The 13,026-nt window shown below is 67.1% G+C and carries 13 protein-coding genes; 8 read left to right on the forward strand and 5 right to left on the reverse strand.

The genetic code is table 11. The annotated features are described in order from the left end of the window. Positions 1–67: 67 nt before the first annotated feature. Positions 68–1,180 (forward strand): STAS domain-containing protein, encoded by a 1,113-nt coding sequence (locus DB30_RS33395; RefSeq protein WP_052556750.1) that lies wholly within the window; start codon positions 68–70, stop codon positions 1,178–1,180. Between the two features lie 77 nt (positions 1,181–1,257). On the opposite strand, the gene DB30_RS33400 is transcribed toward DB30_RS33395, so the two are convergent. Beyond that, positions 1,258–2,916, reverse strand: a complete 1,659-nt coding sequence (locus tag DB30_RS33400) for a hypothetical protein (RefSeq protein ID WP_146661759.1) — start codon at positions 2,914–2,916, stop codon at positions 1,258–1,260. Between the two features lie 190 nt (positions 2,917–3,106). Here DB30_RS33400 and DB30_RS33405 point away from each other — a divergent pair, with 190 nt between their 5' ends. Both DB30_RS33405 and DB30_RS33410 read left to right on the forward strand, forming a co-directional pair. Next, positions 3,107–3,427, forward strand: a complete 321-nt coding sequence (locus DB30_RS33405) for a hypothetical protein (protein ID WP_146661761.1) — start codon at positions 3,107–3,109, stop codon at positions 3,425–3,427. A 29-nt stretch (positions 3,428–3,456) separates the two neighbouring features. After that, positions 3,457–5,892, forward strand: a complete 2,436-nt coding sequence (locus tag DB30_RS33410; protein WP_146661763.1) for a TonB-dependent receptor — start codon at positions 3,457–3,459, stop codon at positions 5,890–5,892. 156 nt (positions 5,893–6,048) lie between these two features. On the opposite strand, the gene DB30_RS33415 is transcribed toward DB30_RS33410, so the two are convergent. Continuing rightward, entirely contained in the window at positions 6,049–6,672 is a 624-nt protein-coding gene (locus DB30_RS33415) for an RNA 2'-phosphotransferase (protein ID WP_240480391.1), read from the reverse strand. A gap of 87 nt (positions 6,673–6,759) precedes the next feature. On the opposite strand from DB30_RS33415, the gene DB30_RS33420 reads away from it, so the two are divergent. Together DB30_RS33420 and DB30_RS33425 are read left to right on the forward strand one after the other, a co-directional pair. Further along, entirely contained in the window at positions 6,760–7,608 is an 849-nt protein-coding gene (locus DB30_RS33420; RefSeq protein WP_052556759.1) for a LysR family transcriptional regulator, read from the forward strand. Positions 7,609–7,688: 80 nt separating this feature from the next. Beyond that, positions 7,689–8,111 (forward strand): hypothetical protein, encoded by a 423-nt coding sequence (locus tag DB30_RS33425; RefSeq protein WP_146661765.1) that lies wholly within the window; start codon positions 7,689–7,691, stop codon positions 8,109–8,111. Positions 8,112–8,120: 9 nt separating this feature from the next. Here DB30_RS33425 and DB30_RS33430 read toward each other — a convergent pair whose 3' ends face one another. After that, complete coding sequence (locus DB30_RS33430; protein WP_052556763.1) at positions 8,121–9,104, reverse strand: DUF4350 domain-containing protein; 984 nt, start codon at positions 9,102–9,104, stop codon at positions 8,121–8,123. A 147-nt stretch (positions 9,105–9,251) separates the two neighbouring features. Beyond that, positions 9,252–9,587 (reverse strand): hypothetical protein, encoded by a 336-nt coding sequence (locus DB30_RS33440; RefSeq protein WP_052556765.1) that lies wholly within the window; start codon positions 9,585–9,587, stop codon positions 9,252–9,254. Positions 9,588–9,886: 299 nt separating this feature from the next. Between DB30_RS33440 and DB30_RS33445 the strand changes: the two genes are divergently transcribed. From DB30_RS33445 to DB30_RS41860, 3 genes are all read left to right on the forward strand, one after another. Further along, the gene (locus DB30_RS33445; protein ID WP_052556767.1) at positions 9,887–10,480 is read left to right on the forward strand and encodes a 3'-5' exonuclease; all 594 of its coding nucleotides are present in this window, start codon (positions 9,887–9,889) and stop codon (positions 10,478–10,480) included. A 119-nt stretch (positions 10,481–10,599) separates the two neighbouring features. Then, positions 10,600–11,433, forward strand: a complete 834-nt coding sequence (locus DB30_RS33450; RefSeq protein ID WP_146661767.1) for a hypothetical protein — start codon at positions 10,600–10,602, stop codon at positions 11,431–11,433. Between the two features lie 235 nt (positions 11,434–11,668). Next, the gene (locus DB30_RS41860; protein WP_052556773.1) at positions 11,669–12,070 is read left to right on the forward strand and encodes a hypothetical protein; all 402 of its coding nucleotides are present in this window, start codon (positions 11,669–11,671) and stop codon (positions 12,068–12,070) included. 150 nt (positions 12,071–12,220) lie between these two features. On the opposite strand, the gene DB30_RS41865 is transcribed toward DB30_RS41860, so the two are convergent. Beyond that, positions 12,221–13,026: formylglycine-generating enzyme family protein (locus DB30_RS41865; RefSeq protein WP_052556775.1), on the reverse strand; the 806-nt coding region annotated here is incomplete at its 5' end.

Raw genomic sequence — 13,026 nt, forward strand, 5'->3', positions numbered from 1 at the left:
CCACACTGGTCAGAGACAGATGCGGGACGGCCAGCAATCGATCCAAATTGGTGGTTACCATGCACGAGTGACCGCCGACGCGACGAGCGAGTTCTTCGACTTCTGCCCGAGCTTGGCGTTCATCGCAGCTGCAGACGGCACGATCACCCGATCCAGCAAGGCCCTCGCCGCCCGCTTCGAAGCACGCCTGGGCAGCAGCCCCACGCTCACCTCGTTGGCCGCCCCAGACGAGCGCGAGACGGTGACCGCGTTCTTGCAGACGCTCGCCAAGACTGACGGCCCGGCGTCCTGTGTGTTCGCCGTTCCCGAGCAAGCCGGCGGCCAGACCAAGGTGCGCTGCGAGGCTCGCCAAGGCGCGAGCGGATCGATCCACGGCGTGCTCGAGCTGATCCCTACCAGCGCGCTGGGTGAGTCCGCCCAGATCCAGCTCGAGCGAATGCTGCTGCGCTCGGTCATGGACACCCTCGACATCGCGATATGGGTGGTCGACCCAACGGGCAAGTTCGTGTTTCAGGACGGCACAGGGGTCAAGACCTCTGGCATGACGCCCGGGGATCTCCTGGGCTCGAACGTGTTCGAGCTCTATCCGGCCGACACGCTCCCGCCGGTCAGGCAGGCGATCGCAGGGGCCGCGTCCCACTACAAAACCGAGGCCCACGGCGTGCATTGGGAGACTTGGAACATTCCGCTGAAGAACCAGGCTGGCGAGACAGAGTACTGCGCCGGTCTGACGCTCAACATCAGCGCAGCGGTCAAGACCGAGCGCGAGCTCAAGCACCAGCTCGACACCATTCAAGAGCAGCAGCGCGCGATCCAAGCCTTGTCGGCGCCGCTGATCGAGGTCTGGGACAAGGTCCTGACCGTGCCGCTGATCGGCGTCATGGACAACGACGAGACCAACAAGCTGATCGAGCGGCTGCTGGCCGAAGTCAGCCGCTCTGGGGCCCGCTTCACGATCTTGGATCTCACCGGCGTCGAGGCCCTCGACACCTCGATCGCAAGTCACATCCTGCGCTTGCTGGCCAGCCTGAACTTGCTGGGGGTCGAGGGTATGGTCACGGGCGTCAGCCCGATCGTCGCCCAGACCATGGTTGGGCTCGGGGTCGATCTTGGCAGCGTGGGGACCCACCGAACGCTCCGCGACGCGCTGCGCTACTGCATGCGCGAGCTGTATCGCTGAAGTGTTTTCAGCTCGGGCGAGGGCTTCTCGCCCGCTTGCGGACACCTTCGTAGACTGGTTCACCGTGGGCAGCGAACTCATTGGGGCTCGACGCCCGGGGCCGAGGGCTCGAGCTGCCACCGCCAATTGTCGATGATCACCAGCGCGTCCGCGAGCCCCGAGCCGCCCTCGCCCGCGTCGAACACGAACAGCTCGAGCGTAAACACCTCGCCCGGGACCACGTTGCCGCTCATCGTCAGCCACCCGGTCGCGCCGCCGGAGTAGGTGTGCCCGCCGCCGCAGCCCGGGTCATTCGCGCCATAGGGGGTCCCAAGCAGCTGCACGACGCTGGCGCAGGCTGGCGCAGGCTGGTTGCCGCCGCTGCCTTGACAGCCAAACGTGGATCCCGGCGCGCACTGACGAAACAGCCCGCTGTCCCGCGCCAAGTTGACGCCCAGCGGGAATTGGCCGCCCATGCCGTTGTCGTAGATTGCGATGTTGCTGTCGGCGGGGTTGTTGGGGCTCGCGCTGCCGATCAGCGCCACGAACATGTCTTGGTAATTCCCACAGACCCACTCGGGATACTCGGCATTGAAGAAGTCGATGTCGACGGTGAACGACAGCGCGTTGGTCGGCGCCCGAATCGTGAGCTCGAGCATTGAAGGATCGCGGATCGTGTTGCCGTTTTGACCGCAGCCGGGGTTCTTGGGCAAGAACCCGCCGTGGTGCATCGTCCACGCTGGCGGCGCGGTCTGGACCACGTTCCAAGCCTTGCCCCACTCGGCGCTCGCGGCCGTGTCTGACGCCCAACCCGAGGACAGCACGACCATCGCGTTGTTGGCCTTGGGTTGGTTGGGGCCGTAGTTGGTCGGGATCCCGACCTGCTCCCAGTGCGTGAGCGGGGCGCCGTTGGGCAGCTTGACCTCGGCTTCGATCACGCCCCAGACGCGATCGATCGGTGCCGGGTTGAGGCTGGTGAACTGGCACAGCTCCATGGCCATGGCGAAGTGATCGGGGTTGACGGAGTTCTCGTTCAGGCCGTCGTCACACGCGATCGGGGCCTCGTCGACCACGCCGTCGCAGTCGTCGTCGACCATGTTGCCCTGAAACTCGTAGGCGCCCGGGTTGACGAGCTCGGGGCTCGAGCAGTCGCCGCTGACGATGTCGCAACAGTCGCCCTCACACGCACCCCATCCGTCGTTGTCGTTGTCGAGGTTGTCGTCGGTGACGCCGTTGCAGTCGTCGTCGATGTTGTTGGCGCAGATCTCGGTGACGGGGGTGCTCTCGCCCTCGCAGTCGCCAAATTTCGACCCATCCGCCGCGCAGGTCTGTTGCCCACCCACGCAGTGGCTGACGTTCTCGGTTCCTTCGGCGCCCGTGTAGCAAGGCTCGACGGTGCCGGGCAGGCAGGTGATGCACACGCCGGTGTCGGTGTCGCAGAGCCCACCTTTGGGCGAGCCTTCGCAGTCGGTATCCGTGGCACAGGGGATCTCTGGATCGCCGTCGCCAGGATCACCGTCGCCGTCGCCGTCGCCGTCGCCGTCGCCGTCGCCATCGCCAGGATCACCGTCGCCGTCATCGTCGCCATCACCGTCACCGTCGCCGTCACCGTCGCCGTCGCCATCGCCGGTCGCCTCGCCGTCGCCGGGCGCGTCGTGGGTCGTCAGACCCGCGCTGAACATTGCGTCGTCACTGCCGCAAGCGAACAGGACCGACAGGCTCAGGCACATCGCCACGGCGCGAGGATGGGAAGTCATCGCGCGACAGTAGCGGCCTTGTGTCACGGCTTAGCAACGGATTTGTTTGCTACGCGCCGGACCACTCGGGACCGGCGCCAGGGGTCGGCCCGGCGTGAGCGCCCTGGCCATCGAGCCGCGATCCTGGCGACGAAACGGCCCCTCGCGGGCCCAGGGGTGTCCGGCGCCGGAGACTGTTATGGTCCCGCCGATGCGAGACCGGACGATCGCGCGGTTGGTGCCGCTCACGCTGGCCCTAGGCTGCGCGCCAATTGACACCGAAGACGGAGGTCACGAGACGGAGATCACCTCCCGCGCCAACGCGACCGGCGACGATCTGCCGCTGGGGATCGTCAGCACGATCCACGCGACGCAGGCCGGGACCGCCAACTTGCGTGTCGTGCTGCGACACCTGCCCACGCTCAACGGCACGGCGCAGAAGACCTCCGAGCTGCCAGAGTCGCTCGCCGCAGGCGAAGCGCTGCCCGGTGAGGTCGACGTCGACGTCAGCTTCGAGTTGACCATCCAGTGATCCCGTCGCTGCTACTCGCCGTCGTTGCGATGGCGCCGCCTGCCGATCCGGCTGAGACCGCGGCGCCGACCGAGCCCGCGTGCGCGCTCACGTGGGAGGCGATCGTCCTCGACACCGACACCGACGAGGGCATCCCCGACGCCCAGCTGGTGCTGCAGACGGGCGACGACGAGCGACCCAGCTTCACCCGAAGCGGGCGCGACGGTCGGGTCCGGGTCACGGGTCTGTGTCCTGGCTCGCTGCGCGTGCGGGCGTCGAAGTCCGAGCACGCGTCGCTGGCTCTCGAGGTTCAGGTCCAAGCCGACGCCGAACCAACGATCATCGAGCTCGAGCCCCACCACGATCACCACAGCGCCCACGTGATCGTGATTCATGGCGAGGGCCCAACGAATGTCTCGACCAGCGAGTCGCTGGCCGGGGCCGAGCTCGCCCGCGCCCGCGGCCAGGGCCTGGCCGACACGCTGTCGAGCATGTCGGGGGTCTCGACCTTGCGCGGGCCCGCGGGCGGGATGGGCAAGCCGATCATTCGCGGGCAGTTTGGTCGGCGCAATTCAATCGTGGTCGACGGGGTCCGCCACGAGGGTCAGGAGTGGGGCCTGGATCACGCCCCCGAGGTCGACCCCTACGCGGCCGGGCGGATCACCGTGATCAAGGGCGCGGGCACGATCCGGTTTGGCCCCGAGGCGGTCGGCGGCGTGGTCTTGCTCGAGGGTCTGCCGCTCCTGCGCAGCCCCGGCCTGAACGGTGAGGTCAGCAGCGTGGGCTTCTCGAACCCAATGGGCGGCGGCGGGGCGGCGCGGATCGACTGGGCGCCCGCGCGCGGACGCGGGTTCGCGATGCGGGTCGAGGGCAACCTCTCGCGGCACCGCGCGGCCCTGACCCCGGACTACGCGCTCGACAACACCGGGGCTTCAACTTGGAACGTGGGCACCCGCATGGGCTACGCGAGCGAGCGCGCCGACTTCGAGCTTGGCTATCACCTGATGCGCTCACGGCTTGGGATCTGCACCTGCCTACGGATCTCGAGCCCCGAGGAATTCAAGCTCTCGCTCGATCGCGGCGAGCCCGTCAACGCCGCGCTCTACACCGCCGCGTTCGCGCTGGAGCGACCCAGGCAGGAGATCTGGCACCACCTCGCGTTCGCGCGCACGCGGGTGATGTTGGCCAGCGCAGGTGAGCTCCACGCCACCTATGCGTTTCAGTTTGATGATCGGCGAGAGTTCGAGATCGTCCGCGGCGACACCCAGGGCGCGCAGCTGCAGTTTGGCCTGGCGACCCACAGCGCTGATCTGCGCTTCGAACACTCGGCCGTGCACATGCGGGGGTGGGCGCTCGTCGGCACGCTTGGGGCCAGCGTCAGCCAGCAGAGCAACGAGTTCGAGAGCGCGTCCAGCTTGATCCCCGACTACCGCCAGTGGAGCTGGGCGGTCTACGACGTCGAGCGCTTCGTCCACGACCGCGTCGAGCTCGAGGTTGGCGCGCGCTACGACGGCCTGCACCGGAACGCGCTGCTGTCGGAGCGCGACTACCTTGGTCAAGACGCGGGCGATCGGCTCGATCCAGACAGCTGCGATCCAGCGACCTCCGGCGACGGCGGTCGCTGCACCCACCAGTTTCACGCGCCCTCGGTCTCGGTGGGGGTGCTTGGTCGGCCGATCCGCGCGGCGCCGGAGTTTAGCTGGCGGACCCAGCTCGACTCGTCGGCCCGGATCCCCGCAATTGACGAGCAGTTCATGAATGGCGCGGCGCCCTCGTTTCCAATCCTGGGGTTTGGCGACGCCAAGATCGGGATCGAGCGCAGCTGGGGCGGCGAGTCGACCTTGCAGTACGACGGCGACTGGTTGTTCGTCGAGGCGGCCGGCTACGCAACCTACATCGACGACTACATTTACTTTGTGCCGCAGCCGCAACCGGGCCAGTGCGCGCCGCTGACCTGCACGACCCGCGGGCCGTTTCCGGTGTTCGCGTTCGTGCCGACCGACGCGTTGTTTGGCGGCGGCGAGGTCCGCTTTGATCTCACCGCGCCGCGACTGCCCTTTGGCCTGTCGGGCAACGCCGCGTGGGTCCGCGCGATCGACCTTGGCAGCCGCAGCTATCTCGCGTTCGTCCCGGCGGATCGCTACGCCCTCGCGGGTCGCTACTTTTGGCCTGACACCAAGGTGTCGTCGCGCGGGTACCTCGAGCTCAACGGCACGGTCGTCGCCCGTCAAACCCGGGTTGACGCCGAGCTGGACTTCGCCCCGGCCCCGTCCGCCTACGTCTTGCTAGGGGCCGGGGCCGGGGTCGAGTTCGCCGCGGGGCAGCAGCTGGTGCACATGAGCCTGGTCGGGACCAACCTCTTGAACCTGCGCTATCGCGAGTACAACAGCTTGCTGCGCTACTTTGCCGACGAGCCAGGCTGGGGGGTGCAGCTGCGGGTGTCGGTTGACTTTGACGTGCCGCTGGGCCGCAACGCCGCCGTTTGACGCCGGTGTTTTCAGCTCGGGCGAGGGCTTCTCGCCCGCTTGCGGACGCCTTCGTAGACTGGTTCACCGAGGGCAGCGAACTGTTTTCAGCTCGGGCGAGGGCTTCTCGCCCGCTTGCGGACGCCTTCGTAGACTGGTTCACCGAGGGCAGCGAACTCATTCGATCCCCGTGAACAGGCGGCTGAGCTCAGCCTCGCGTTCACGCGCTCGCGTGGTCATGGCGTGCAGTCCGATCACGCAGCTCGCTGGGATCTCGCGGGCCAGCACGACGCCGTTGGGCGCCACGAACAAGCCCACGCCCGCCGCCCGAACCCGCGCTGGGCTGATCTCGAGCATCACGTGGACGGACGCCCGCTTGCCGACCTTGCTGGACATCGCGGGGGCCAGGTGCACGTGGGTGCGCCCGACCGCGAGGATGCCTTCGCGGGCGATGCTGGCGACCGCGTCGACGCTGGTCCCATGCCAGACCGAAGCGTCGCCTGCGTACGCGTCCCACGAGGCTTCCAGGCCCTCGCGGGTGACGGCCCAGTTGTCCAGCGAGTGGCCCTGGCACGCCCGCACGCGGTCGCCCTCGAGCTGCAGCCGGCTCTTGTTGTTCTCGCGGACGACCATCTCGAGGTCGGCGCGGCTCATGTTCAACGTGCGCAGCACGTCGTCGACGGCGACCCAGCCGGCCTCGTCGATCTCGAGCTCGATGTCGCTCGCGCTGTGTCGCAGCAGCCGCGACAGCTTCTTGCTCTTCTTGACGAGTTGGCGGTCCATCGCTTTGGTGGTGTTCATTGTAACGTGCATGGCGCCAAGATGAGCGGCGCCGCGAGGATCGGCAATTCGAGGGTGCGGATATGCTATTCATGATTTGGATAGCTCATGTCCAACGCTCCAGACTTCGAACAGCTCGAGTCCTTCGCCGTGTTCGCCGAGCACCTCAACCTCACCCACGCGGCCAAGCTCCTGCACCTGTCGCAGCCGGCCCTGCACACGCGGCTGCGCCGGCTGGGGGAGGCCGTTGGTGCGCCGCTGTACCGCAGGGAAGGGCGGGCGTTGGTGCTGACCGAGGCTGGGCTGCGGACCGCTCGCTTCGCCCGAGAGATCCGCGCCCGGCTTGGCGACTTCACCGAGCAGATGCGCGACGAGCAGCTGCGGGCCCCGGTCACGCTGTGCGCGGGCGAGGGCGCGCTCTTGTATTTGCTGGGGCCGGCCCTGCGTCGCTTTGCGCGTCGGCATCCGCTGCGCGTGCTGGTCCGCGACGCGCAGGGCACCGCCGAGGCCGTCGCGGCTGGGCTCGCGCACTTGGGGGTGCTGTCGGTCGAGTCGCCGCCGCCGGGTCTGAAGCACGAGCTCGTCGCCGAGGTTGGCTTCGCGCTCGCGCTGCCCAGCAGCGATCCGCTGGCGGAGCGTGGCCGCGCGTCGTGGTCCGACCTAGCTGGCCGGCAGCTGATCGTCCCACCCGCGGGGCGGCCTCACCGGGTCGCCATCGATCAACACCTGCCCGCGGACGCCGAGATCGCCGTCGAGATCTCGGGCTGGCCGTTGACCTTGCAGCTGGTCGCGCTGGGGATCGGCGTGGCGATCGTCAATGATTTTTGCCGAGCACCCCGGGGCGTCGCGCTGATCCCCTTCGGCGGGTTGGCCCCGCGGCGCTACATGGTCGTCCGGGATCCCCGGCGTGACCTCGATCCTCGCGTTACTGATCTATGGGTCAAGCTCGCCGGCTGATCCCAAGCAAGCAATCCTGCGAAGGAAAGCCGCCAGTCCTTCGCCAACCCAAGGTAGACTCCAGCGAGTTTGGAGGAACCATGAGCATTGCAACGCTTGCATCAGCAGCACAGTCGAGCACGGGGTATTCGGTCGACACCTGGGTCGACATGGAGCTCGAGCCCATGACCAAGGTTTGGGTTGGCGAGGGCGGACCTGTCAGCGGCTTTTTCTTGAGTGAAGAAGACGCCCGATTCGTCCGCGGATCCTACGCCGGGACCAACCCCGTTCGCTTCGCCGAGACCCTGTGGCGCATGGCTCAGGTCAGCCCCAGCGCCAAGTACGGGTTTCGGACCGCGATCCTCGAGTACGTTGTCGATCTCCCTGTCGCGGCCGCGGTTGGCTTTTGTGCGGCCAACACCAACCTCGGCAGCGGTGGCGTGTACCAGTACTTCATCCCCGACTGGGAGAAGTGCATGTTCCGTACGGGACGGCGCTACGAGTTTCGCCACGCCAAGTACTGACGCGGGCCGCTACTGCGGCGAGGCGCAGAAGTCTTGCGGCTTGACCCAGCTGAGCATCTGCGCCCAGAAGCTCTGGACGTCGGCGTAGCCCTGCCAGTCGCTGTCGAAGGTCAGCCACTCGTCGCCCCACACGATCACCCGGCCGCCCATGTCGGTCTGGTGGGCGAGCCCAGCGTCGCCCTGGGGAACCGTCGCGAACACATCCGTGACGCCCTGGTTGCCGGTGTCGACGGGCTCGATCCCGCCGGCGAAGTTGACGTCCATGATCCCCATCGAGACCATGTGGTTCTGGTCGAAGGTCGGGTTCACGTTCTGGCCTGGCGCGGCGTGGATATAGCCGCCCTGATAGGCCAACCCGAACGGCGAGAGCACGGTGTTGGCGCGGTCGCGCTCGGGGCCCGGATTGTTGTTGTCGAAGTTGTAGCCGATCAGCGTGATCACGCCGAAGCCACCATTTTTGACGAAGTCCTCGATCGCGGCCGTCTCTTCGGGGCTGAGCCCGCGCTGGATTCGGTCGATCAACAGCACGTCGTAGGGGGCCAGGAACTCTGGGGTCACGATGCCGGGCTGGTTCAGGAGCAGCGTGCGGGTGACGGTGGTGCCCTGGTCTTCCAGGTAGTTCTCGAACTCGGAGGTTGGCGAGTAGCCGGGGGCCCCGAGGATGCCGATCACCAGGCAGTCACAGAAGCCGTCGTTGCCTTGATCGACGTTGTCGATCAGGCCGTCGCAGTTGTTGTCGATGTTGTCGCAGGTGACCTCGACCATCTCGGTTGGGACGCACTCGTCGCCATCGCCGTCGCCGTCGCCGTCGCCGTCACCATCGCCGTCGCCGTCGCCATCGCCATCGCCGTCGCCGTCGCCGTCGCCGTCGCCGTCGCCGTCGCCGTCGCCGTCGCCATCGCCATCGCCATCGCCGTCGCCGTCGCCTGGATCACCGTCGCCGTCGCCGTCGCCGGTCATCGTCGCGCTGCCCGACTCGTCCTCGGTCGTCATGCCGGTCGTCGCAGTGTCCCCGGTCTCGCCCGATCCGGCGGTGTCGTTGGAGCCGCTACCACCACAACCACTGATCAGAAGGGCCGCAGCACAAGTATGAAGAAGAGCAATCGATCGCGTATTCATGGCAGCCGCGAGCTTCCAACATTATCGGGTGGGCGACCAGCGGGTGGGCCCAAACCGGACCAGCAGCGCCTCGTCCTCGAGCTGTCGGGCGATCCCGCGGGCGCGCTGCTTGGCCTGTTGCACCGCCGGGCCGGCGCTGCACGCGGCCAGCAGGTTCAGCGGCGCGGGCAGGTGGCTAAAGCGGGTGTGGTACTGGCCCATCCAGCGGACCCGATCATCGACCTCGACGGGCAGCCCAAAGCAACGCAGCGCTCGCTGGCCCCACACGCCGCCGTCCTTGTTGCCGCGATCCCGCAGCCTTCGCAGGCCCCGCTCGACGCTGGCGACGTCCTCTTGAAAGTTGCGCCGCTCGGCCATGTGCTGGGCTGCCAGCGCCAGCGAGCCGCGCTCGGTGATGACCCGATCGACCAGGTCTGCCTAGTTCCGAATCAAGCGCTGCGCGCTCGACTCGGGCCTACTATGTCTTCAAGGGGGCTTTCAAAAGCCCCCTCGCTTCGGCGGCGGAGCCCCCTTCGCTCACCCCAAACGCTCGCCTGTCGGCTCGTACTAGCCCAAAATCATTCAGCTTTTCCAATTCAGCGCTTGATTTGGGCCTAGTACCCTGCCGCTTTCTTGTCCGGGCATCGTCCGCGCTTTTGGGCCACCCTGATCGGGTCATGAACGACAAGGCCCAAGCCAAAGAGTATCTGGTCATCGATCTGGAGGCGACCTGCGACAACCGCGACGCCGTGCCGAAACGCGAGATGGAGATCATCGAGATAGGCGCGGTGCTGGTCGACGGGGCCACCTTCGAGCCGATCGATGAGTTCCAGCGCTTCGTTCGGCCGGTCCGCCACCCCGTCCTCACGCCGTTTTGTCGGGAGCTGACCTCGATCACCCAGGCCCAGGTCGACGCGGCCCAGGGGTTCGTCGCCGTGCTCGACGAGCTGCGCGCGTTCATGGGGGATCGGCAGTCGCTGTTTAGCTCGTGGGGCAACTACGATCGCGGGCAGTTTGGACTCGACGCTGAGTTTCATCAGGTCGAGCTGCCCTTCGGTGGCAAGCACCTGAATATCAAGCAGGCGTTCTCGGACGCGCTTGGAACCCGCAAGCGGTTCGGGATGGCGCGGGCGCTGCAGAAGCTCGGGCTGCCGCTGGTCGGGACCCACCATCGGGGCATTGACGATGCGCGCAACATCGCTCGGATCTTGCCGTTTGCGGTGGGGGCGTGGTCGCGGGAGGAGGTCCGTGTGAACGCGGTGGGCAGCTGATATCAGCTCGGGCGAGGGCTTCTCGCCCGCTCGCGGACACCCCCGCTTGCGGACCTCTGTAGACTGGTTCACCGAGGGCAGCGAACTGTTGACGAGTAAAATGCAGTAGACTCCGCGCCATGCGATCATGGTTGGTGCTGACATGTATCCTGGGTCTCGCGTGCGTGTCCGATCCAAGCGCGGAGGACAGCGAGACGAGCGGCTCCGACAGCTCCGACAGCTCCGACAGCTCCGACACCGCCGAGCCCGAGGGGGGCCGCTGTGATCCCGCAGCGGCGGCTCCCTGCGCGGGCGCTGGCACCCAGATGTGTTGCTCGGACGACCCGGCGGCGGTCAGCCTCGAAGACCTCGCGGCTTCGGTGACGCCCGCGTATCTAGGCCGCGGCGGCGAAGGCACGCCAATCTTCTCCGGTGGCAACAACGGGTTCGGTCGCTCGGGCACGTGCGTGACCCAAGGCAGCATCCCACCGGCCGTGGCGCTGGCTGATCCCAACGCCGAGGGCTGCCCGGTCCCCTGCAATCCAACTTGGTCGGCGTCGCAGATCTCCGCAACATGCGGCCCCGCTGCTGCGTGCTGCCAGGCCCAGGCGCTCGAGACCCAGGACTGCGCGTTCGATCCCATGCTCGGCGACGCGGGCTGCTGGCGACCTGTGACGGGTGGCGACATCGTGGGCCTCGGGGGCGCCGACGCCAGCAACTGGAGCGCGGGCAATCACGCGACCCACCAAGATCCGGGCGGCGCTGGCTGTGAGGCGTTTGTGAATGTCATCCCGCAGCCGGTGTTGGATGGCAACGGGATCACTGCCCCGGACGTGCTGTTCGCCTGCTTCCGGCGCCTGAGCGTGGCCAACCAGCGGGGCTACTGCCGCTCGGGTGGCGTTGATGCTTGTGATGTGTTCGCCGATCCGTGCGCGGCGATGAACGAGGCCGAGGCCAGGACCGGGTGTGGGTGAGCCACCGGCGCGGTGTCGCCCGCGTGATCGCCCGCGATGGGGGGCGTTATTGCACCACAATAAACTATGATTAATAACTGTAGCTCGTTCCCGCCCGTAAAATGCGCGGAATGGCACAATGTTGCCCTGAGTGCCACATGCGAGACTGTCAAAGGTCATTTCTGTTCTTTTGGACAATTTATTATTGACCTCCAAAGCGTAATGCTGGACACTCTCATTGGGAGCGGAGATGACAATGACCAAGATGACCACAAAGGCGATTGTGATGCGATTTTCCTCGATGCTGGCCGTGCCAATGCTGCTAGTTCTGGCCGGCGGATGTGTCGAGCCACTCGATCGGACTGATGACGATGTCCGCGGAATGCAGGTCGAAGACGAGCCCTGCCAGCCCGAAGACTGCATCCCGATCGCGCCATTGGTCGAGCCCTGTCCGCCCGGCTTCGAGCTCGTCGCCTCGAGCGAATGTGTCGACGCCGACGGCGAGTGCGTGTGGGAATTCTATGACGAGTGCGTGCCGGTAGACGAGCCAGCCCCGGAGCCCGAGCCCGAGCCCGAGCCCGAGCCCGAGCCCGATCCCGATCCAGGCCCCGGCCCGCACGAGCCCGACCACCCCACCGAGGTTTGCCGACCGAGCTGACCGGAGCCCGATCGATCGTGCTCCCCCAATGCCCGCACCAGCGCGGCGAGGTGTTCAACAAGACAGCGACCCGCGCGAACCTCGAGTTCGTGCGGGTCGCTACATTCGCGCTGAAGGAGCGCGGGCCGAGCCCGCGCCCCGATCACGCCGCTAGTTGCAGCAACGGAAGCCGACGCTGCTGTTGCGCTGGTTGCGTGGGCGCACGCTGTCAATGCCGCAGCGGGTCGTCGCGCCAGCGCTGAAGTACGAGCCACCCCGGCGCCGACACTCTTGCTGGTCGACCGGGACCATGGGGTCGTTGTCGCAGGCGTTGGTCCACTCCCAGACGTTGCCGCTCATGTCGAACAGGCCCGCGTAGCCGCCCTCACAGCTTGCAATGCTGCCAACGGGGGTCCGCTGGCCAAAGTCTGCGTCCATCGTGTTGCATGAATCGCCGACGTAGAGCTGGCCGTAGGGGTAGACGCTGACGCCCGAGTTGGAGCAGGCCCGATACCACTCGTTGTTGGCTGGGTTCTGAACGTCGCCGAGCGACGCGGGAGCGCCCCCGATCTCGCCGCACAAGTGCTTGCCCGACCACGCGCAGTAGGCCATCGCGTCACACCAGTCGACGCCGACAACGGGCAGGTTGGCGGGGGGGTCGACCGGCCACTCGTCGGGCGTGAAGTCGTTCTTCCACGCGCACGCCTCACCCAACAAGGTGGGCAGGTAGTCTGGCGCGAACTCGACCGCCAAGAACTCGGCGTAGTACTGGTTGGGGATCTCGGTGGCGTCGATCGAGTAGGAGCCACGATCAACGGGAGCTGGGCCGAGGGGGCATGGACCGCAGCCTGGCTCGCCGCAGATGCCTTCGCACAGGCCGCCGTCGCCGTCGCCGTCGCCGTCTCCGTCTCCGTCGCCGTCTCCGTCGCCGTCGCCGTCGCCGTCGCCGTCGCCGTCGCCGTCGCCGTCGCCGTCGC

The organism is Enhygromyxa salina (assembly GCF_000737335.2).
Taxonomy (GTDB): Bacteria; Myxococcota_A; Polyangia; order Nannocystales; family Nannocystaceae; genus Plesiocystis; species Plesiocystis salina_C.

Coding starts and splice junctions, on each gene's coding strand:
- DB30_RS33400 (WP_146661759.1), bottom strand. CDS start 2,916: ATGACTTCCCATCCTCGCGCCGTGGCGATGTGCCTGAGCCTGTCGGTC.
- DB30_RS33405 (WP_146661761.1), top strand. CDS start 3,107: ATGCGAGACCGGACGATCGCGCGGTTGGTGCCGCTCACGCTGGCCCTA.
- DB30_RS33410 (WP_146661763.1), top strand. CDS start 3,457: ATGGCGCCGCCTGCCGATCCGGCTGAGACCGCGGCGCCGACCGAGCCC.
- DB30_RS33415 (WP_240480391.1), bottom strand. CDS start 6,672: ATGAACACCACCAAAGCGATGGACCGCCAACTCGTCAAGAAGAGCAAG.
- DB30_RS33420 (WP_052556759.1), top strand. CDS start 6,760: ATGTCCAACGCTCCAGACTTCGAACAGCTCGAGTCCTTCGCCGTGTTC.
- DB30_RS33425 (WP_146661765.1), top strand. CDS start 7,689: ATGAGCATTGCAACGCTTGCATCAGCAGCACAGTCGAGCACGGGGTAT.
- DB30_RS33430 (WP_052556763.1), bottom strand. CDS start 9,104: ATGACGACCGAGGACGAGTCGGGCAGCGCGACGATGACCGGCGACGGC.
- DB30_RS33440 (WP_052556765.1), bottom strand. CDS start 9,587: ATGGCCGAGCGGCGCAACTTTCAAGAGGACGTCGCCAGCGTCGAGCGG.
- DB30_RS33445 (WP_052556767.1), top strand. CDS start 9,887: ATGAACGACAAGGCCCAAGCCAAAGAGTATCTGGTCATCGATCTGGAG.
- DB30_RS33450 (WP_146661767.1), top strand. CDS start 10,600: ATGCGATCATGGTTGGTGCTGACATGTATCCTGGGTCTCGCGTGCGTG.
- DB30_RS41860 (WP_052556773.1), top strand. CDS start 11,669: ATGACCAAGATGACCACAAAGGCGATTGTGATGCGATTTTCCTCGATG.